The sequence below is a fragment of the Streptomyces sp. NPDC088350 genome (genome assembly GCF_044753545.1).
Lineage (GTDB): Bacteria > Actinomycetota > Actinomycetes > Streptomycetales > Streptomycetaceae > Streptomyces.
In genome coordinates, this window is record NZ_JBIVNL010000003.1 from 815,354 (window position 1) to 834,733 (window position 19,380).

Annotated in this window: 15 protein-coding genes; 12 read left to right on the forward strand and 3 right to left on the reverse strand. The window is 70.1% G+C overall.

Going from position 1 to position 19,380, the window contains the following annotated elements; genetic code table 11:
- Positions 1-18 precede the first annotated feature (18 nt).
- The 3 genes from ACIQBL_RS13580 to ACIQBL_RS13590 all read left to right on the forward strand — a co-directional run bounded on the left by ACIQBL_RS13580 (position 19) and on the right by ACIQBL_RS13590 (position 3,905).
- Complete coding sequence (locus ACIQBL_RS13580; protein WP_401940554.1) at positions 19-828, forward strand: IclR family transcriptional regulator; 810 nt, start codon at positions 19-21, stop codon at positions 826-828.
- 228 nt (positions 829-1,056) lie between these two features.
- Positions 1,057-2,301, forward strand: a complete 1,245-nt coding sequence (locus tag ACIQBL_RS13585; protein ID WP_401940557.1) for an Ig-like domain-containing protein — start codon at positions 1,057-1,059, stop codon at positions 2,299-2,301.
- 200 nt (positions 2,302-2,501) lie between these two features.
- The gene (locus ACIQBL_RS13590; protein ID WP_401940559.1) at positions 2,502-3,905 is read left to right on the forward strand and encodes a glycoside hydrolase family 16 protein; all 1,404 of its coding nucleotides are present in this window, start codon (positions 2,502-2,504) and stop codon (positions 3,903-3,905) included.
- A 93-nt stretch (positions 3,906-3,998) separates the two neighbouring features.
- Here ACIQBL_RS13590 and ACIQBL_RS13595 read toward each other — a convergent pair whose 3' ends face one another.
- Entirely contained in the window at positions 3,999-4,898 is a 900-nt protein-coding gene (locus tag ACIQBL_RS13595; protein WP_401940562.1) for a helix-turn-helix domain-containing protein, read from the reverse strand.
- Positions 4,899-5,044: 146 nt separating this feature from the next.
- On the opposite strand from ACIQBL_RS13595, the gene tkt reads away from it, so the two are divergent.
- The 8 genes from tkt to ACIQBL_RS13635 all read left to right on the forward strand — a co-directional run bounded on the left by tkt (position 5,045) and on the right by ACIQBL_RS13635 (position 15,580).
- The gene (gene tkt / locus ACIQBL_RS13600; protein WP_401940565.1) at positions 5,045-7,138 is read left to right on the forward strand and encodes a transketolase; all 2,094 of its coding nucleotides are present in this window, start codon (positions 5,045-5,047) and stop codon (positions 7,136-7,138) included.
- Between the two features lie 19 nt (positions 7,139-7,157).
- Complete coding sequence (tal, locus tag ACIQBL_RS13605; protein ID WP_401940566.1) at positions 7,158-8,333, forward strand: transaldolase; 1,176 nt, start codon at positions 7,158-7,160, stop codon at positions 8,331-8,333.
- Positions 8,330-9,937 carry a glucose-6-phosphate dehydrogenase gene (zwf, locus tag ACIQBL_RS13610; RefSeq protein WP_401940569.1) on the forward strand — a complete coding sequence of 536 codons (1,608 nt, stop codon included), beginning with the start codon at positions 8,330-8,332 and terminating at the stop codon, positions 9,935-9,937. Before tal ends, zwf begins: the two co-directional genes overlap by 4 nt.
- Positions 9,934-10,869, forward strand: coding sequence for a glucose-6-phosphate dehydrogenase assembly protein OpcA (gene opcA / locus ACIQBL_RS13615; protein WP_401940571.1), 936 nt, complete (start codon positions 9,934-9,936; stop codon positions 10,867-10,869). The genes zwf and opcA overlap by 4 nt, the downstream gene beginning before the upstream one ends.
- Positions 10,862-12,538: a glucose-6-phosphate isomerase gene (gene pgi / locus ACIQBL_RS13620; protein ID WP_401940574.1), complete on the forward strand. Its 1,677-nt coding sequence runs from the start codon at positions 10,862-10,864 to the stop codon at positions 12,536-12,538. The genes opcA and pgi overlap by 8 nt, the downstream gene beginning before the upstream one ends.
- A gap of 5 nt (positions 12,539-12,543) precedes the next feature.
- Complete coding sequence (gene gnd / locus ACIQBL_RS13625) at positions 12,544-13,422, forward strand: phosphogluconate dehydrogenase (NAD(+)-dependent, decarboxylating) (protein WP_401940738.1); 879 nt, start codon at positions 12,544-12,546, stop codon at positions 13,420-13,422.
- 6 nt (positions 13,423-13,428) lie between these two features.
- A complete protein-coding gene (locus ACIQBL_RS13630; protein ID WP_401940576.1) occupies positions 13,429-14,016 on the forward strand; it encodes a histidine phosphatase family protein in 588 nt (195 codons plus the stop codon).
- A 100-nt stretch (positions 14,017-14,116) separates the two neighbouring features.
- Positions 14,117-15,580, forward strand: a complete 1,464-nt coding sequence (locus ACIQBL_RS13635; protein ID WP_401940579.1) for a membrane-associated oxidoreductase — start codon at positions 14,117-14,119, stop codon at positions 15,578-15,580.
- Here ACIQBL_RS13635 and ACIQBL_RS13640 read toward each other — a convergent pair.
- Complete coding sequence (locus tag ACIQBL_RS13640; protein ID WP_401940582.1) at positions 15,567-17,366, reverse strand: bifunctional sugar phosphate isomerase/epimerase/4-hydroxyphenylpyruvate dioxygenase family protein; 1,800 nt, start codon at positions 17,364-17,366, stop codon at positions 15,567-15,569. The genes ACIQBL_RS13635 and ACIQBL_RS13640 overlap by 14 nt on opposite strands.
- Positions 17,367-17,518: 152 nt before the next feature.
- Positions 17,519-18,442, reverse strand: a complete 924-nt coding sequence (locus tag ACIQBL_RS13645) for a shikimate dehydrogenase (protein ID WP_401940585.1) — start codon at positions 18,440-18,442, stop codon at positions 17,519-17,521.
- 168 nt (positions 18,443-18,610) lie between these two features.
- Here ACIQBL_RS13645 and ACIQBL_RS13650 point away from each other — a divergent pair, with 168 nt between their 5' ends.
- Positions 18,611-19,276, forward strand: coding sequence for a TetR/AcrR family transcriptional regulator (locus tag ACIQBL_RS13650; RefSeq protein ID WP_401940587.1), 666 nt, complete (start codon positions 18,611-18,613; stop codon positions 19,274-19,276).
- Positions 19,277-19,380: the final 104 nt, after the last annotated feature.

The following is a 19,380-nucleotide window of genomic DNA, read 5'->3' on the forward strand; positions in this document are numbered from 1 at the left end:
CTGGACGGAGGCCCGGCCATGCCCACCACCACCCGGTCCGCGACGACCACCCCGTCCGTGGCGGCCACCCGGTCGGCGCCCGTCACCCGGTCCGCGCCCGACCGGCTCCTCGCCGTCCTCGCCGCCTTCGACCACGAGCACACGGCCCTGTCCCTGTCCGACATCAGCCGCCGGGCCGGCCTCACCCTGACCACCGCCCACCGGCTCGCGGGCGCCCTCACCGAGTGGGGCGCCCTGGAACGGGACGCGTCCGGGGTCTACCACGTGGGCCTACGGCTGTGGGAGATCGCCGCCCTCGCACCCCGCGGCCTCGCACTGCGCCAACTCGCCCTGCCCTACCTGGAGGACCTGTACGAATCGACGCACGAGAACGTGCAGTTGGCGGTGCGGGACGACAAGGAGGTCGTCTACACCGAGTGGATCTCGGGCCGTTCGGCGGTCGGCGTCCACATACGGGTCGGCGCCCGCTGGCCGCTCCACGCCACCGGGGTGGGCCTCGCCCTGCTGGCACACGGCGACCCGGACTCCCAAGAGGCCTACTGCGCGGGCCCGTTGGCGTCCTTCACGCCGCACACGATCACCGATCCGGTACGACTGCGCCGGGTGCTCGCCGAAGTACGGCGCACCGGTGTCGCGGTGAGCAGCCGTCAGATCACGGACGACGCCCTGTCGGTGGCCGCGCCGGTGCGGGGGCCGGGCGGTGCGGTGGTGGCGGCGGTGTCGGTCGTGGTCCCTCAAGCGGACGCGCAGGTACCGGCGTTGATCCCGGCGGTACGGCTCGCGGCGCGCGGGATATCGCGGGCACTGGGGTGGCGACCGGAGCTGTGACGGGGCCGGTGCTCGTGCCGACCGCAGCGCGTGGTCGTCGTCCAGGTCAGGGAACTCCGCCGCCTTCCTGGTTTCAGGTCTTCCTTCAGGTTCTCTTCACAGGAATCTCAGGTGGGGCCCCTGGGATTCAAAGATTCACCCCATGGAAGTGACGCAGGATGCAACAGCACTGGTGATCTCGTCGCGTACGGCCAGGGGGTGTGCGCGACCTGCGGAAGAAGGCGTGGCGTGGGCGTGTCGCACATATCCAACCGGTCCGAGAAGCGGTCGGAGAGGTGGTCCCGGCGTGGGGTCCTCACCGTGCTCGGGGTGGTGCCTGCGGCTGTTCTGACCGGCTGCAGCGGGTCGGCGGGCGCCGCGGAGAGCGCCTCCTCCGGCGGTTCGTCGTCCACCGCGTCCGCGAAGGCCACGAAGACGGCGACCGTCACGGTCTCGCCCGCCGACGGCACGAAGAAGGCCGATTTCACGGCCCCGGTCACGGTCGCCGTGTCCGACGGAACGCTCGCCACGGTGAAGGTGACCGGCAACGACGGCTCCACGCTGGCCGGGACCTTCAACGACGCGAAGACCAGGTGGACGTCCACGAAGAACCCGTACTCGGGCACGAAGTACACGGTCGCGGCGCAGGCGCGGGGCGCCGCCGCGAAGACGGTGACCTTCACCACCAAGTCGCCCGGCGAGACCTTCGTCGGCTACTACACCCCCGAGGCGAACTCCACCTCCGGCGTCGGCATGCCCGTGTCGATCAACTTCACGCACGCGGTCAAGGACCGGGCCGCCGTCCAGAAGGCGATCACGGTCACCGCCGAGCCGGCCGTCGAGGTCGTCGGACACTGGTTCAGCGACACCCGGCTCGACTTCCGGCCCGAGACGTACTGGGCGGCCGGCACGAAGGTCACGCTCAGCCTGCGGCTGAAGGACGTGGAGGGGCGGGACGGCGTCTACGGCGTCCAGTCCAAGGACGTCACGTTCCACATCGGGCGCGCGCAGATCAGCACGGTCGACCTGGCCGGCAAGGAGATGGTCGTCAAGCGGGACGGCAAGACCCTGGCCACCTACCCGGTCAGCGGCGGCAACGCCCAGCACACCACCTGGTCCGGGATCATGGTGATCAGCGAGCGGTTCAAGCAGACCCGCATGGAGTCCTCGACGGTCGGACTCGGCGACGAGTACGACATCTCCGACGTCCCGCACGCCCAGCGCCTGACCACGTCCGGCACCTTCGTGCACGGCAACTACTGGGCGTCCACCTCGGTGTTCGGGCACGAGAACACCAGCCACGGCTGCGTCGGCCTGCACGACGCCAAGGGCGCGAACAACACCTCGGTCGCGGGCTACGAGTTCTACGACAGCTCGATGCTCGGCGACGTGGTCATCGTGAAGAACTCCGGCGAGAAGACCGTGGCGGCGGACAACGGCCTCAACGGCTGGAACCTGTCCTGGGCGGACTGGAAGGCGGGCAGCGCCGTCTAGTACCACCCCCGGAGACCGCTCGGAAACCTCCTCTTTCACCGCATTCATCGCCTGAACTCCCGCACGGCGAAAGGACTTTCACGGCTTCACCTCTTGACGACCGGAGTGGCTGAGAGCACATTGACCGCGCAACCACTGTGTGAGAGCGCTCTCAAGCAGGCACGGCACCCGCATCCCCACTCCGTACCCGAGAGGCACCCATGAGTGAGACCTCCGGCACGCAGCACAGACCCCGTCCCCTACGGCGCGTCCTGATCGCCGTCCTCAGCACCCTCGGCCTGGCGGTGGCCACCGCCACGGCCATCACCCTGCCCGCGAACGCCTCCGCGCCCACGCCCCCTTCGGGCTGGACGCAGGTCTTCCTGGACGACTTCAACGGCACCGCCGGCAGCGGTGTCTCCACCACCAACTGGCTCTACGACACCGGGACTTCGTATCCGGGCGGGGCCGCGAACTGGGGCACCGGCGAGGTCGAGTCGATGACCTCGTCCACCAACAACGTGGCGCTCGACGGCAACGGCAACCTGCTGATCACCCCGCGCCGCGACGCCTCCGGCAACTGGACCTCGGGCCGTATCGAGACCAACCGCACCGACTTCCAGCCGCCGGCCGGCGGGAAGCTGCGCGTCGAGGCCCGGATCCAGATGCCGAACGTCACGGGCTCGTCGGCGCTCGGCTACTGGCCCGCGTTCTGGATGCTCGGTGCGCCGTTCCGGGGCAACTACCAGAACTGGCCCAGTGTGGGCGAGTTGGACATCATGGAGAACGTCCAGGGTCTCAACACCGACTGGGCGACGATGCATTGCGGCACGAACCCGGGCGGTCCCTGCAACGAGACGACCGGCATCGGCGGCAACACCGCCTGTACGGGGACCACTTGCCAGGCCGGCTTCCACACCTACGCCATGGAGTGGGACAGGTCGACGAGCCCCGAGCAGATCCGCTTCTATCTCGACGGCGTCAACTTCCACACGGTGAACGCCAGTCAGGTCGACGCCACCACCTGGGCCAACGCCACCAACCACGGCTTCTTCATCATCCTGAACGTGGCGATGGGCGGCGGCTTCCCGGCGGCGTACGGCGGCGGCCCGACCTCCGCCACCGACCCCAACCACCCGATGACGGTGGACTACGTCCAGGTACTCCAGTCCACGGGCAGTGGGAGCGGTACCACGACCCCGCCGACCGGCAGCCGTGACGCCTACAGCGCCATCCAGGCCGAGTCGTACGACAGCCAGTCCGGCGTCACCAAGGAGACCACCACCGACACCGGCGGCGGCTCGGACATCGGGTACATCGCCAACGGGGACTGGGCGCTCTACAAGGGCGTCAACTTCGGCTCCACGGCGGCCACCCAGTTCTACGGCCGGGTCGCGAGCGGCGCGGCGAGCGGGGTGAGCGGCCTGGTCCAGGTACGCCTGGACAGCCCGACGGCCACCCCCGTCGGCAGCTTCTCCGTCGGCAACACGGGCGGCTGGCAGACCTGGCAGACGGTCCCGGCGAACATCAGCTCGGTCACCGGCACCCATGACGTCTATCTCACCTTCAGCAGCGGCCAGTCGGCGGACTTCGTGAACGTGAACTGGTTCGACTTCGGGCACTGAATCCACCTCCCCACGAGCAAAGGGGGGCTCCACGCGCGCGTGGAGCCCCCCTTTCGGCATGTCCGCGCCGTCACCTTCGGCATGTCCGCGCCGTCACCGCAACTCCGCCCGAAACCCCGCCGGCGTCACCTCCGTGTGCTGGTGGAAGAACTTGGAGAAGTTCGCCGCGTCGGGGAAGCCGACCGCCGCTCCCACCCTGCCGATCGGCAGGTCCGTGTGGGCCAGCAGCCGTTTCGCCTCCAGGACGACGCGTTTGTCGATGAAGCCCTTGGGGGTCTCGCCGGTGGCGGCGCGGACCGCGCGGACGAGGGTGCGGCGGGAGTAGCCGAGGGCGTCGGCGTAGGCGCTGACGCTGTGGTTGGTGGCGAAGCCCTTCTCGACGGCGTCACGGAAGAGCGTGAACGTCGTGTCGGCCTGTTGCCGGGCCGCCTCCGCCGAGCTGGCCGCGAGATGCGCGAGCCGGAGCAGGAAGGCCGTCAGGGAGTGCCGTAGGACCGAGGTGTGGAGGCTCAGCGGGAGGGTGGTCGAGTCCTCGTACTCGCGTTGGAGCTGGTCCAGGGAGGCGCGCAGGGCGGCGAGGCGGGGCTCGTCGGGGTGCAGGAGAGGGGGGAGGTCGTAGCGGTAGAGGCCGGTCGCCTCGACCGTGGCCCGGGGGAGGAAGCCGGGCTGCATCGTCAGGACGGTGCCGCGGTACTCGTCGAGGCGGGAGAAGCGGTGGACCTGGCCGGGGCGGATCCACAGGACGTCACCGGCGTGCGCCTCGTACTCGGCGAAGTCGATCATGTGGCGGACCGGGCCCTCGGAGAAGAGCATCACCACGTGGAAGTCGATGCGGTGGACGCGGTGCAGGGGTGCGTCGGCGTGCCAGGTGCGCCCGGTGCCCATCGGGCCGACCTGCATGCCGACGCCGCAGACGCTCAGATCGACAGGGAAGGGAAACGTTCTGATCACGTCGCCGTCACCGCCGGCGTCTTGGATAGTTCTGTCCGTCATGTCCTTCTCGCGCAGCCTAGGTCCCGGTCCCGGTGTCCCACTTTCACCACAGGCTGGCACACCGGCACCTTCCCCCGTAAAAGTCAGACTTTTAGATTTGAAGACGTCCGAGCAGTTCTGCCGCTCTTACCGAGGACTTCTTGAAGATGAACGCGCACACACCTGACAGCTTCGAGTGGACCGATCTCGACCGTCGAGCGGTCGACACGGCCCGCGTTCTGGCCGCTGACGCGGTGCAGAAGGTCGGCAACGGTCACCCGGGCACCGCGATGGCCCTGGCCCCCGCCGCGTACACGATCTTTCAGAAGGTGATGCGCCACGACCCCGCGGATCCCGAGTGGACCGGCCGTGACCGCTTCGTCCTCTCCCCCGGCCACACCTCGCTGACGCTGTACACGCAGTTGTACCTCGCCGGGTACGAGCTGGAGCTGGACGACCTCAAGGCGTTCCGTACGCACGGGTCGAAGACGCCTGGTCACCCCGAGTACGGGCACACGGCCGGTGTGGAGACGACGACAGGACCGCTCGGACAGGGCGCCGCGAACGCGGTGGGCATGGCCATGGCCGCCCGCTACGAGCGCGGTCTGTTCGACCCCGAGGCACCCGAGGGCGAGTCGCCCTTCGACCACACCATCTGGGCGATCGTCTCCGACGGCGACCTGGAGGAGGGCATCTCCGCCGAGGCATCCTCCCTGGCCGGCCACCAGAAGCTCGGCAACCTCGTCTTCGTCTACGACGACAACCACATCTCCATCGAGGGCGACACCGCGACCGCCTTCTCCGAGGACGTGCTGAAGCGGTACGAGGCCTACGGCTGGCACACCCAGCGCATCGAGCCCGCCGCCGACGGCGACATCGACCCGCACGCGCTGTACACGGCGCTCAAGGCGGCGCAGGCCGAGACCGGGCGCCCCTCGATCATCGCGATGCGCACGATCATCGCCTGGCCCGCCCCCAACGCCCGGAACACCGAGGCCGCCCACGGCTCCGCGCTCGGCGCCGACGAGATCGCCGCCACCAAGCGCGTCCTCGGCTTCGACCCGGAGCGGTCCTTCGAGGTCGCCGACGAGGTCGTCGCGCACAGCCGCAAGGCCCTGGACCGGGGCGCCGAGGCGCACTCCGCGTGGGACAAGCAGCTCGACAAGTGGCGCGGCGCCCAGCCCGAGCGCGCGAAGCTCTTCGACCGGATCGTCGCCGGACAGCTCCCCGAGGGCTGGGAGGACGCCCTGCCGGTGTTCGAGGCGGGGTCCTCCGTCGCCACCCGCGCCGCCTCCGGCAAGGTGCTCCAGGCGCTCGGCGCGGTCCTGCCCGAGCTGTGGGGCGGCTCCGCCGACCTGGCCGGCTCGAACAACACCACCATCGACAAGACGTCGTCCTTCCTCCCCGAGGGCAACCCGCTGCCGGAGGCCGACCCGTACGGCCGTACGATCCACTTCGGTATCCGCGAGCACTCGATGGCGGCCGAGATGAACGGCATCGCCCTGCACGGCAACACCCGTGTCTACGGCGGCACCTTCCTGGTGTTCTCCGACTACATGCGCAACGCCGTCCGCCTCTCCGCGCTGATGCAGCTCCCGGTGACGTACGTCTGGACGCACGACTCGATCGGTCTCGGCGAGGACGGTCCGACCCACCAGCCGGTCGAGCACCTCGCCTCGCTGCGCGCCATCCCGGGCCTGAACATCGTCCGCCCGGCCGACGCCAACGAGACCGCGATCGCCTGGGCCGAGATCCTCAAGCGGCACGCCACCGACCCGGCCCCGCACGGCCTCGCACTCACCCGCCAGGGTGTGCCGACGTACGCGCCCAACTCCGATGCGGCGCGCGGCGGTTACGTCCTCAAGGACTCCTCCACCGAGACACCGGACGTCGTGCTCATCGCGACCGGTTCCGAGGTCCACCTCGCGGTCGAGGCGCGGGAGCGGCTGGAGGCCGAGGGCGTGGGCACGCGGGTGGTGTCGATGCCGTCCGTGGAGTGGTTCGAGGAGCAGTCGCGCGAGTACCGCGACAGCGTGCTTCCGCCGTCCGTGAAGGCCCGCGTTGCGGTCGAGGCCGGGATCGGTCTCACGTGGTACCGGTTCGTGGGTGACGCAGGACGCATCGTCTCCCTCGAACACTTCGGCGCCTCCGCCGATGCCAAGATCCTGTTCGCCGAGTTCGGTTTCACCGCCGAGAACATCGCCGCTGCGGCAAAGGCTGTGCTCGATTCAACTACGGGCCTCGCCGCCGCGCGCGGTTGATCCGATCGCCAGAAAGAAGATGATCACAGTGACCGAAGTGACCGCCACCGCGGGAGCGCTCAAGCGCCTGTCCGACGAGGGCGTCTCCATCTGGCTGGACGACCTGTCGCGCAAGCGGATCGAGTCCGGCAACCTCGCCGAACTCGTCGACACCAAGAACGTCGTCGGTGTCACCACCAACCCGTCCATCTTCCAGGCCGCCATCGGCTCCGGCGAGGGCTACGAGGAGCAGCTCGCCGACCTCGCCGTACGCAAGGTGACGGTCGAAGAGGCCGTACGGATGATGACCACCGCCGACGTCCGCGCCGCCGCCGACATCCTGCGCCCGGTGTACGAGGCGACCGGCGGCCAGGACGGCCGGGTCTCCATCGAGGTCGACCCCCGGCTCGCCCATCACACGGCGGCGACGATCGCCGAGGCCAAGCAGCTCTCCTGGCTGGTGGACCGCCCCAACGTGATGATCAAGATCCCGGCGACGAAGGCCGGCCTCCCGGCCATCACCGAGGTCATCGGCGAGGGCATCAGCGTCAACGTCACGCTGATCTTCTCCCTGGAGCGCTACCGCGAGGTCATGGACGCCTACCTCGCCGGCCTGGAGAAGGCGAAGGCCGCCGGCATCGACCTGGCGACCATCCACTCCGTCGCCTCCTTCTTCGTCTCCCGCGTCGACTCCGAGATCGACAAGCGCCTGACCGCGCTGGCCACTGGGGGCACCTCCCAGGCTTTCGGCTCTGGGGGAGAGGCCCTCGCCCTCAAGGGCAAGGCGGCCCTCGCCAACGCGCGGCTCGCCTACGAGGCCTACGAGTCCGTCTTCGCGGGTGACCGCTGGAGTGCCCTCGCGGGTGCCGGCGCCAACAAGCAGCGCCCCCTGTGGGCCTCGACCGGCGTGAAGGACCCGTCCTACAAGGACACCCTGTACGTCGACGAGCTGGTCGCGCCCGGCACGGTCAACACCATGCCCGAGGCCACGCTGAACGCCACCGCCGACCACGGCGACATCCACGGCGACACGGTGACCGGCGGCTACGCGCAGGCGCGCGCCGACCTGGACGCCGTAGAGCGGCTGGGGATCTCCTACGACACCGTCGTCAAGCAGTTGGAGGACGAGGGCGTCGCCAAGTTCGAGGTGGCCTGGCAGGACCTGCTGGACGCCGTCGCGAAGTCGCTGAGCGGGAAGGGGGTCGACGGGGAATGAGTGCGGACCTTCCCACAGCGGCGACAGCCGCGCAGGCGCTCGGCGCCCAGGACATCACGGACATCGCGGATGCCCTGGGCGCCGGCTGGGACAACCCGCTGCGTGACCCCCGCGACCGCCGGCTCCCCCGTATCGCGGGCCCGTCCGGCCTTGTCATCTTCGGGGTCACCGGCGACCTGTCCCGCAAGAAGCTGATGCCCGCCGTCTACGACCTGGCCAACCGGGGCATGCTGCCGCCGGGCTTCTCCCTCGTCGGGTTCGCCCGGCGGGACTGGGAGGACCAGGACTTCGCGCAGGTCGTGCACGACTCGGTGCGCGAGCACTCGCGGACCGAGTTCCGCGAGGAGGTCTGGCAGCAGCTCGCCGAGGGCATGCGGTTCATCCCGGGCGACTTCGACGACGACACGGCGTTCAAGCAACTGCGCGCGGCCGTCGACGAGTTGGACACCTCCCGGGGTACCAGCGGCAACTACGCGTTCTATCTCTCCGTACCGCCGAAGTTCTTCCCGAAGGTCGTCCAGCAGCTGAAGAAGCACGGCCTGGCGACGGCCGGCGAGGGTTCCTGGCGGCGCGCGGTGATCGAGAAGCCGTTCGGGCGCGACCTGAAGAGCGCGCGCGAGCTGAACAAGATCGTGCACGAGGTGTTCGACCCGGACCAGGTGTTCCGCATCGACCACTACCTCGGCAAGGAGACCGTCCAGAACATCCTGGCGCTGCGCTTCGCCAACCAGATGTACGAGCCGATCTGGAACAGGTCCTACGTCGACCACATCCAGATCACGATGGCCGAGGACATCGGCATCGGCGGGCGTGCCGGCTACTACGACGGCATCGGTTCGGCCCGTGACGTCATCCAGAACCACCTGCTCCAGCTGATGGCGCTGACCGCCATGGAGGAGCCGATCGCCTTCGACGAGGAGGCGCTGCTCACCGAGAAGCTCAAGGTGCTCAAGTCGGTGCGGCTGCCCAAGGAGTTGGGCGAGCACACGGTGTTCGGGCAGTACGCGGAGGGCTGGCAGGGCGGCGAGAAGGTCGTCGGCTACCTCCAGGAGGACGGTATCGACCCGCAGTCGAGGACCGACACCTACGCGGCCGTCAAGTTGGAGGTGGACAACCGCCGTTGGGCGGGCATCCCCTTCTACCTGCGCACCGGCAAGCGGCTCGGGCGGCGGGTCACGGAGATCGCGGTCGTCTTCAAGCGGGCCCCGCACTCCCCCTTCGACTCCAGCGCCACCGAGGAGCTGGGCCAGAACGCGATCGTCATCCGCGTCCAGCCCGACGAGGGCATGACGGTCCGCTTCGGTTCGAAGGTGCCGGGCACCTCGATGGAGATCCGGGACGTGTCCATGGACTTCGCCTACGGCGAGTCGTTCACGGAGTCGAGCCCGGAGGCGTACGAGCGGCTCATCCTGGATGTGCTGCTCGGCGACGCCAACCTGTTCCCGCGCCACCAGGAAGTGGAAGAGTCCTGGAAGATCCTCGACCCGATCGAGGAGTACTGGGCGCAGCACGGCAAGCCCGCGCAGTACTCCTCGGGCAGTTGGGGCCCCGAGGAGGCGGACGAGATGCTCGCACGAGACGGACGGAGCTGGCGCAGGCCATGAAGATCGACCTGAGCGACACCACGGCAAGCAAGATCAACAAGGCGCTGGTGCAGGGTCGCCGCGACATCGGCACCCCTGCCGTGGGCATGGTCCTGACGATGGTCATCGTCACGGACGAGGAGAACGCCTACGACTCGATCAAGGCGGCCGAGGAGGCCTCGCACGAGCACCCCTCGCGCACCCTGGTCGTCATCAAGCGGCACGCCCGCACCCCGCGCGACCGCACGAACTCGCACCTCGACGCCGAGGTCCGGGTGGGCGCCGACGCGGGCACCGGCGAGACGGTCGTGCTGCGGACCTACGGCGAGGTGTCCGACCACGCCGACTCCGTGGTACTGCCGCTGCTGCTGCCGGACGCGCCCGTCGTCGTGTGGTGGCCGGTGGAGGCGCCCGAGGTCCCGGCGAAGGACCCGCTGGGCGCCCTCGCGCAGCGCCGGATCACCGACCTGTACGCGGCGGTCAACCCCCTGGAGGCCCTGGAGGCCCGCGCCCGTGCCTACGCGCCCGGCGACACCGACCTCGCCTGGACCCGGCTGACCCCGTGGCGCTCGATGCTGGCGGCGGCCCTCGACCAGGCCAAGGCCAGGATCACCTCGGGTGCCGTGGAGGCCGAGGCCGACAACCCGGCCGCCGAGCTGCTGGCGCGCTGGCTGGAGGCCAGGCTGAAGGTGAAGATCGACCGCGTGGTCACCGCCGGACCGGTCGTCACCGCCGTACGCCTGGGTACCGCCGCCGGCGAGGTCGTCATCGACCGGCCCGACGGCCCGCTGGCCACGCTGTCCCTGCCCGGGCAGCCCTCCCGCACCCTCGCGCTGAAGGTCCGCACCACCTCCGAACTCATCGCCGAGGAGCTGCGGCGCCTCGACGCCGACGAGATGTACGCCATCGCCCTGCGGGCCGAGGGCACCAAGGAGACCCCCTCTCATGTCTGACTCCCCCAAGCTCACCCGGCGTCCGGAGTGGGCCGCCCTGGAGGACCACCGCGCGGACGCGCTGCTGCACCCGCAGCTGCGTGAGCTGTTCGCGGCGGACCCGGGGCGCGCGGAGCGGTACGTCGTGCGCGTCGGCGATCTGCGCATCGACTACTCCAAGCACCTGATCACGGACGAGACCCTCGCCCTGCTCCAGGAACTGGCCACCGCCACCGGTGTGTTCGGGCTGCGGGACGCCATGTTCCGCGGCGAGAAGATCAACGTCACCGAGGACCGCGCGGTCCTGCACACCGCGCTGCGCGCCCCGCGCGACGCGGTGATCGAGGTCGACGGCGAGAACGTCGTGCCCCCAGTGCACGCCGTGCTCGACAGGATGGCCGGCTTCGCCGACCGCGTCCGCTCCGGCGAGTGGACCGGCCACACGGGCCGCCGTATCCGCAATGTCGTCAACATCGGCATCGGCGGCTCGGATTTGGGTCCGGCGATGGCCTACGAGGCACTCCGCGCGTTCACCGACCGCTCGTTGACGGTCCGGTTCGTGTCGAACGTGGACGGCGCCGACCTGCACGAGGCCACCCATGACCTCGACCCGGCGGAGACGCTGTTCATCGTGGCGTCGAAGACGTTCACCACGATCGAGACGATCACCAACGCGACTTCGGCCCGGACATGGCTCCTTGAGGGTCTCGGCGGTGACGACAAGGCGGTCGCCAAGCACTTCGTGGCGCTGTCGACGAACGCCGGGAAGGTGTCGGACTTCGGTATCGACACGGACAACATGTTCGAGTTCTGGGACTGGGTCGGCGGGCGTTACTCGTTCGACTCGGCGATCGGTCTCTCCCTGATGCTCGCCATCGGCCCGGACCGCTTCCGCGAGATGCTCGACGGCTTCCACACCGTCGACGAGCACTTCCGCACCGCGCCCGCCGAGTCCAACGCGCCTCTCCTCCTGGGCCTGTTGGGTGTCTGGTACGGCAACTTCTTCGACGCGCAGTCGCACGCGGTACTGCCGTACAGCCACTACCTCTCCAAGTTCACCGCCTACTTGCAGCAGCTGGACATGGAGTCCAACGGCAAGTCGGTGGACCGGGACGGGAATCCGGTGGAGTGGCAGACCGGCCCGGTGGTGTGGGGCACACCCGGCACGAACGGGCAGCACGCCTACTACCAACTCATCCACCAGGGCACGAAGTTGATCCCGGCGGACTTCATCGGCTTCGTCAACCCGGTGGCAGAGCTGAGCGACGGACTCAAGAAGCAGCACGACCTGCTGATGGCCAACTTCTTCGCCCAGACACAGGCGTTGGCCTTCGGCAAGACGCCGGACGAGGTGCGCGCGGAGGGTGTGCCCGAGGAGCTGGTGCCGCACAAGACGTTCAAGGGCAACCACCCCACGACCACGATCCTGGCCCGCGAGCTGACCCCGTCCGTCCTGGGCCAGTTGATCGCCCTCTACGAGCACAAGGTGTTCGTGCAGGGCGCGGTCTGGAACATCGACTCCTTCGACCAGTGGGGCGTCGAGCTGGGCAAGGTCCTCGCCAAGCGCGTCGAACCCGCCCTGACCGAAGGCGCGGACGTGCCCGGTCTCGACCCGTCCACCGCCGCGCTCGTGGCCGCGTACCGCTCTCTCCGCAATTCCCAGGATTCCCAGGAAGTGAAGCTGACATGACAGCGATGCAGTTGGGCCTGATCGGCCTCGGCAAGATGGGCGGCAACATGCGCGAGCGCATCCGCCGCGCGGGCCACACCGTCATCGGCTACGACCGCAACCCCGAGGTCTCCGACGTGAGCGACCTCGCCGAACTGGTCGGCAAGCTCGAAGCCCCGCGCACGGTCTGGGTGATGGTCCCGGCCGGCGGCCCGACCCAGTCGGTCATCGACGAGCTGGGCGAGCTGCTCCAGCCCGGCGACACGGTGGTCGACGGCGGCAACTCCCGCTGGACGGACGACGAGAAGCACGCCGAGGAGCTGGGTGCCAAGGGCATCGGCTTCGTCGACGCGGGCGTCTCCGGTGGCGTGTGGGGCCTGAAGAACGGCTACGCGCTGATGGTCGGCGGCGACGCCGAGCACATCGCCCGGGTGCAGCCGGTCTTCGACGCGCTCAAGCCCGAGGGCGAGTTCGGCTTCGTGCACGCCGGCAAGGTCGGCGCCGGGCACTTCTCGAAGATGGTCCACAACGGTATCGAGTACGCCATGATGCAGGCGTACGCCGAGGGTTGGGAGCTGCTGGAGAAGGTCCACTCCGTCACGGACGTGCGGGAGGTCTTCCGCTCCTGGCAGGAGGGCACCGTCATCCGCTCCTGGCTGCTCGACCTCGCGGTCAACGCACTCGACGGCGACGAGCACCTGGACAAGCTGCGCGGTTTCGCGGAGGACTCCGGCGAGGGCCGCTGGACCGTCGAGGCGGCCATCGACAACGCGGTGCCGCTGCCCGCGATCACTGCCTCCCTGTTCGCGCGGTTCGCCTCGCGGCAGGACGACTCCCCGCAGATGAAGATGATCTCCGCGCTGCGCAACCAGTTCGGCGGTCACGCCGTCGAGTCCAAGGAGTAGTACGCCGTGGGGGATCTCTTTCTGGTCCGCCACGGCGAGACGGAGTGGAGCGTGTCGGGCCGGCACACCAGCTGGACCGACCTGCCCCTCACCCGGCACGGCGAGGAACAGGCCAAGTCCCTCGCTCCGCTCCTCTCGGGCCGGACCTTCGCACTCGCCCTGACCAGCCCGCTCGACCGCGCGATACGCACCGCCGCACTCGCGGGCATCGCCGGGGCCGTACCCGACCCCGATCTGCACGAGTGGGACTACGGCGCCTACGAGGGCGTCACCACCGTCGACATCCACCGCACCCGCCCCGACTGGTACTTGTGGACGGACGGTGTCCCGCCGGGTCCCGCCGGACACCCCGGCGAGTCCCCGGACGAGATCGGCGTACGCGCCGACCAGGTCCTGAAGCGGGTGGACGCGGCCATCGAGGACGGTGACGTGATCCTCGTGGCGCACGCCCACTTCCTGCGCGTCCTCACCGCGCGCCGACTGGGCCTGTCGGCGGCGGACGGACGGCTGTTCCAGCTGGCGACCGGCACGGTCAGCCGGCTGTCCACCGAGCACGACCGCCCGGTGATCGCGGAGTGGAACACCCGACCGTAGCGACGGCACAACTCCCCGGCCCGGACCACGCGTTGACGTGCGGTCCGGGCCGCGGCCGTCCCCTGTGCCCGCGGCCTCCGCCCGGCTAGAGTCCCCGTTGATGGAGATCAACGATCTGACCCCGGCCGAGGAACAGGTGTGGCGGGCCTTCCCGTTGGGCGAGTCCGTGGACTTCCGTACGGCGGAGGACGAGGACGTGTCCCTCGGCGCCGACTGGGTGCCCGAACGGACCGTCCGCGCCGAGGTGTTGCGGGCCCTGCTGCTCAACGGGCCGCAGGAGGCGGGCGAGATAGCGTCCCTGAGCCTGGCGGGCGCCCGGATCACCGGCATGCTCGACCTCCAGTACGCGACGATCGACCACCCGGTCCGGCTGCGGTACTGCCACTTCGACGAGGTGCCCCGCTTCTACGCCTGCCGACTGCGCGAACTCAACCTCGGCGACTCGGTCCTGCCCGGTCTCACCGCCCATGCGATGCGGGTGGACGGCGTGCTGCGGATGACGCGGTCCCGTTTCCACGGAGTGGTGCGGCTCGCCGGGGCGAAGATCGCCGGAAGCCTGTTCATGGAGGGCGCGGAGATCATCGCTCCGGACGCCGAGGAGCCGGTACTCCAGCTCAACCAGGCCGCCGTCGGCGACGATCTCCGGGCGACCGGACTGCGCACCCGGGGTCAGATACGGCTCAGCGGCGCGACTGTCGCCGGGACGGTCAACCTCAACACGGCACACCTCTCCCATCCCGGAGACTCCGCCATCGACGCCGAAGTGCTCGTCGTGGAGGGCAACATCCTGCTCCGGCACGCCCTCGTGGAAGGCTGGGTCGGCCTGCGCGGAGCCCGGATCGCGGGCCGGCTGGACCTGTCGTACTCCACCCTGTCCAACCCGGGGTCCTCCGTGCTGCTGGCGAGCAGCTCCACCATGGGGGAACTCTGGCTGCGCGAGAGCCCGCCCATGGAGGGTGGTCTCGTACTGAGCCGCGCCCAGATCGACGTCCTGCTGCTGGACCCGAGGGCTCTGCCGGACCAGGTCTTCCTCACCAGCTTCGCCTACACCTCGCTCATCCCGCACGAGCCCGCCGACCGCCGCCTGGCCATGCTCGAACGCGACGGCGACGGCTATGTCCCCCACGCCTACGAGCAGTTGGCCGCCGCCTACCGCCGGATCGGCGACGACGCCGCCGCCCGCCACGTCCAGCTCGCCAAGCAGCGCCGCCTGCGCGGCACCCGCCCCTGGTACGGCCGCATCTGGGGCTACGTCCAGGACGCCACGGTCGGCTACGGCTTCCGCCCGCTGCGCGCCTGCGCCTGGCTGCTGTCACTGCTGGCCATCGGCTCCCTCGTCTACGGCCTGCACCACCCCCACGCCCTCAAGGCGTCCGAGGCCCCGCACTTCAACCCGGTCTTCTACACCCTCGACCTGCTGCTGCCGGTGATCTCCTTCGGCCAGGAGGAGGCGTTCGCGCCGGACGGCTGGTACCAGTACCTCGCCTACGCCCTGATCATCACCGGCTGGATCCTGGCCACGACGGTCGTCACCGGCGTGACCAGGAGCGTCAGCCGCCAGTGAGGCGCTTCGCGGCGTGCTGGGCGGCGAGTCGCACCGGCGCGTTCTGGGCGCCGTAGCCGCGGTAGTCGCCGTCGCGCTGGACGAGTTCGAAGAAGACCCGCCCGACGGTCCGGGTGTAGCAGTGCCGGAACTCGCCGCCCGCGTCCCGGTCGTAGAGGATGCCGAGGTCCTGGTACGTCTCCAACTCTCCCTCGGCGAAGGCGAATCGGGCCGCGAGGTCGTCGTAGTAGTTCGCGGGCATGCGCAGCAGCCGGCCGCCGGAGTCCCGGAAGCCGCGGGCCGCGGCGACCACGTCCTCGGTGGCGAGGGCGATGTGCTGGGCGGGGGCGCCGTCCTCGGTCGGGGCCGCGCCGACGCTCAGCGCGATGCGGACACTGCCGTCGGGGGTGGTGACGGCGCGGCTGCGCAGCAGGCCGTAGGGGTCGGCGACGTCGACGCTCTCCTGCGCCTGGAGCCCAAGGACGCTGCGGTGGAAGAGAGTCGCCTCGTCGAAGTGGTGCCAGGGCTGGGTGAGGGCGAGGTGGTCGATGCGCAGGACGCCTGTCCCTGAGGGCGGTTGACCGGTGGTGTCGGTGAAGTCGGCGCGCCAGCCGGGGAGTTCGGGGGTGCTCCGGGCGCAGAAGAAGAGTTCCGTGCCGTCCGGTGCGGCGACCGCTTCGAGGGGGGCGTCCTCGGGAGCGCGGCGGCGGGGCAGCACGGGGGCGAGGAGGGCCTCGGCGCGGCGGGCGGCGCCCTCCGGGTCGGGTGACTCCAGGCCGATCGCCGCGAGGGCGGTGCCGTCCCGGCGTACGGCGGGGCCGGTGTTGACCAGGACGCGGGCCTCGCCCTGCTGCCACAGGTCCACCGGTTTGCTGCGGTGGCGGGCCGTGCGGGCGAAGCCGAGGGCGCCGAGCAGCGCCGAGACGGGTTCGGCGTCGGGTGTGACGAGTTCGGCGAACGCGATGCCCGTGGGGACGACGGGGGCGGGCGGCCGGGACAGGCCGACCGTCTCCTGGAGGACCAGCAGCGAGCGGTGGGCGTCGACCGCCGTGGGACCCGCCTCCGCCTGCCGGAACACGTCGTTGAAGATCTCCAGCGAGAGCGGGCCGTCGTAGCCCGCGGTCAGGACGTGCCGGACGAGTCCGGCGACGTCGAAGCCGCCCTGGCCCGGGAAGCAGCGGTAGTGGCGGCTCCACTGGAGGACGTCCATCGCGAGGAGCGGGGCGTCGGCGAGCTGGAGGAAGAAGATCTTCTCGCCGGGGATGTCCTCGATGCCCTTCGGGTCCGAGCCCCGGGACAGGATGTGGAAGCTGTCGAGGCAGGTGCCGAGAGCCGCGTGGCCGGCCGTCTCGACGATGCGCCAGGCGTGGTCGTACGTGCTGACGTGCCGCCCCCAGGCGAGCGCCTCGTAGGCGACGCGGACGCCGAACTCCTGGGCGAGGTCGGCGAGTCGGCTCAGCTGGGCGGCGGCGAGCGCGTCGTCGTCCTCGGCGAGGGGGGAGACGCTGGAGCAGACGAGGACGGTGTCGGTGCCGAGTCTGCGCATCAGCTCGAACTTGTGCCGGGCGCGGCGCAGGTTGCGGGCGAACTCGGCCTCGGGCACCGCCTCGATGTCCCGCATCGGCTGGTAGAGGTCGATGGTCAGACCGAGGTCGGCGCAGCGGGCGCGGATCTCCTCGGGCGTGAGGGGGCTGGCGAGGAGGTCGTTCTCGAAGATCTCGACGCCGTCGAAGCCCGCCCGGGAGGCGGCCGTGAGTTTCTCGGTGAGCGAGCCGCTGAGGGAGACGGTGGCGATGGACGTACGCATCGGGGTACCTCTCAATTGCGCTTCGGGCACGGCCGTTTCGGCGCGGGCACGGCTGTTTCGGGGTGGGCACGGCCGCTTTGGCGCGGGCCCGCCCATGCCGACGCGGGCCCGCCCATGCCGACATGGACACGACCACTTCGGCGCGATCACACCTACTTCGGCGCGACCACCGCACCGGCCAGTTCCGCGATGTCGGCGAGCATCCGCGCGGTGTCGGGCTCGCGCCCGGTGAACAGACGGAACGCGTCGGCCGCCTGAAAGACCGCCATGCCGCCGCCGTCGAGGGTGGCGCAGCCCAACGCGCGGGCCAGGCTCAGCAGTTGGGTCTCCAGGGGGCGGTAGACCACCTCGGCGACCCACAGCGAGGAGTCCAACAGGCGGGCGGGGAAGGGTAGTCCGGGGTGGGCGGCCATCCCGGTGGGTGTGGCGTGGACGATGCCGTCGGCGCCGGCGAGCAGCCCGGACAGCTGGTCAGGAGTGGCGCCGGCCGCGCGGCCGGCGCCGAAGTGACGGTTCAGGGAGTCGGCGAGGGCGGCGGCGCGTTCGGGCAGCGCGTCGACGACGGTGACGCGTCCGGCGCCGAGCGTGAGCGTGGCGTGTGCGACGGCCGCGCCCGCGCCGCCCGCGCCCAGCTGCACGACCCGTTCCATGGGCGCGTCGGGCAGTCCGCGCGCGAAGGAGGCGGCGAAGCCGGTGACGTCCGTGTTGTGGCCGATCGCGCGGCCGTCCGCCTCGAAGACGACGGTGTTGACCGCGCCGAGCGCCTCGGCCTGCGGGGTGAGCCCGTCCAGGTGCTCGATGACGAGCTGTTTGCAGGGGTGGGTGATGTTGAGCCCGTCGTAGCCCAGGTCGCGGGCGGCGCGCACCAGATCGCCCACCGCCTCCGGGCCGACGCCGAGCACGTCGATGTCGATGAGCCGGTACAGATAGCGCAGGTCCTGCCGGTCGGCCTCGCGTTCGTGCAGGGCGGGGCTGAGCGACGGGCCGATGCCGGAACCGATCAGTCCGACGAGATACGAGTCCTCGGAGGCCTTCGAACCCTTGAAGACGGGCGAGTCCTTGAAGACATCGACCACGGTGATCCTCCTGAGCGGCTCGCTAATGTACGAACTAGTACGTTAGTGATACCAGTATCGACGGCCTGCGGGAAGCCCCCGCCGGGGAAACCCGACCGCCCGCCCCGCCCCCGCCTCCTAGAATCGGCCGCACACCGCGCCCGCGCCCGAACGAAGCCGAGGAACCCGATGACCAGCGTCGAAGAACCGGCACGACCGAACGGGCGCATCCGTGACGCGGCCCGCACCAGGGCCGAGATCCTCGACGTGGCGACCCACGAGTTCGCGCGGGCCGGCTACGACGGCGCCCGCGTCGACGAGATCGCCGCCCGCACCCGCACCACCAAGCGGATGATCTACTACTACTTCGGCGGCAAGGAACAGCTCTTCACGGCCGTCCTGGAACGGTCCTACGGCGTGATCCGCGAGGCCGAACAAGGGCTCGACGTGGAGCACCTGGACCCGGTCGCGGCCATCCGGCGCCTGGCGGAGCTGACCTTCGACCACCACGAGCAGCACCCGGACTTCATCCGCCTGGTGAGCATCGAGAACATCCACGGGGCCGAGCACATCGCCGCCTCCGAGAAGCTCGGGAAGATGGGCTCGCCCGCCCTCGACGTGATCCGCCGCATCCTGGAGTCGGGGCAGAAGTCCGGCCTGTTCACGGCCGACGTGGACGCCGTCGACCTGCACGCGATGATCAGCTCCTACTGCTTCTTCCGGGTCGCCAACCGGCACACCTTCGGCGCCCTGTTCGGCCGCGACCTGGTGGCACCGGACCGCCACGAGCACTACCGGACCATGCTGGGCGACATGGTGATCGCCTACCTGACGGCGGAGCGCGCGACGGACTGAGGTCGCCCGGCGCCCCCTCTTGACACCCGGGAAACGTGAGCGCAACATCCCTACCCACCGAGACTAACTACCCAGTGGGTTAATTAGCCGCGATCCGGTAGCAC

Excerpts from the sequence above, each read along its gene's own strand:
- tkt (WP_401940565.1), top strand. The coding sequence starts at position 5,045 with ATGAACGCGCACACACCTGACAGCTTCGAGTGGACCGATCTCGACCGT.
- opcA (WP_401940571.1), top strand. The coding sequence starts at position 9,934 with ATGAAGATCGACCTGAGCGACACCACGGCAAGCAAGATCAACAAGGCG.
- gnd (WP_401940738.1), top strand. The coding sequence starts at position 12,544 with ATGCAGTTGGGCCTGATCGGCCTCGGCAAGATGGGCGGCAACATGCGC.
- zwf (WP_401940569.1), top strand. The coding sequence starts at position 8,330 with ATGAGTGCGGACCTTCCCACAGCGGCGACAGCCGCGCAGGCGCTCGGC.
- ACIQBL_RS13640 (WP_401940582.1), bottom strand. The coding sequence starts at position 17,366 with ATGCGTACGTCCATCGCCACCGTCTCCCTCAGCGGCTCGCTCACCGAG.
- ACIQBL_RS13595 (WP_401940562.1), bottom strand. The coding sequence starts at position 4,898 with ATGACGGACAGAACTATCCAAGACGCCGGCGGTGACGGCGACGTGATC.
- ACIQBL_RS13635 (WP_401940579.1), top strand. The coding sequence starts at position 14,117 with ATGGAGATCAACGATCTGACCCCGGCCGAGGAACAGGTGTGGCGGGCC.
- ACIQBL_RS13590 (WP_401940559.1), top strand. The coding sequence starts at position 2,502 with ATGAGTGAGACCTCCGGCACGCAGCACAGACCCCGTCCCCTACGGCGC.
- tal (WP_401940566.1), top strand. The coding sequence starts at position 7,158 with ATGATCACAGTGACCGAAGTGACCGCCACCGCGGGAGCGCTCAAGCGC.
- pgi (WP_401940574.1), top strand. The coding sequence starts at position 10,862 with ATGTCTGACTCCCCCAAGCTCACCCGGCGTCCGGAGTGGGCCGCCCTG.
- ACIQBL_RS13650 (WP_401940587.1), top strand. The coding sequence starts at position 18,611 with ATGACCAGCGTCGAAGAACCGGCACGACCGAACGGGCGCATCCGTGAC.
- ACIQBL_RS13580 (WP_401940554.1), top strand. The coding sequence starts at position 19 with ATGCCCACCACCACCCGGTCCGCGACGACCACCCCGTCCGTGGCGGCC.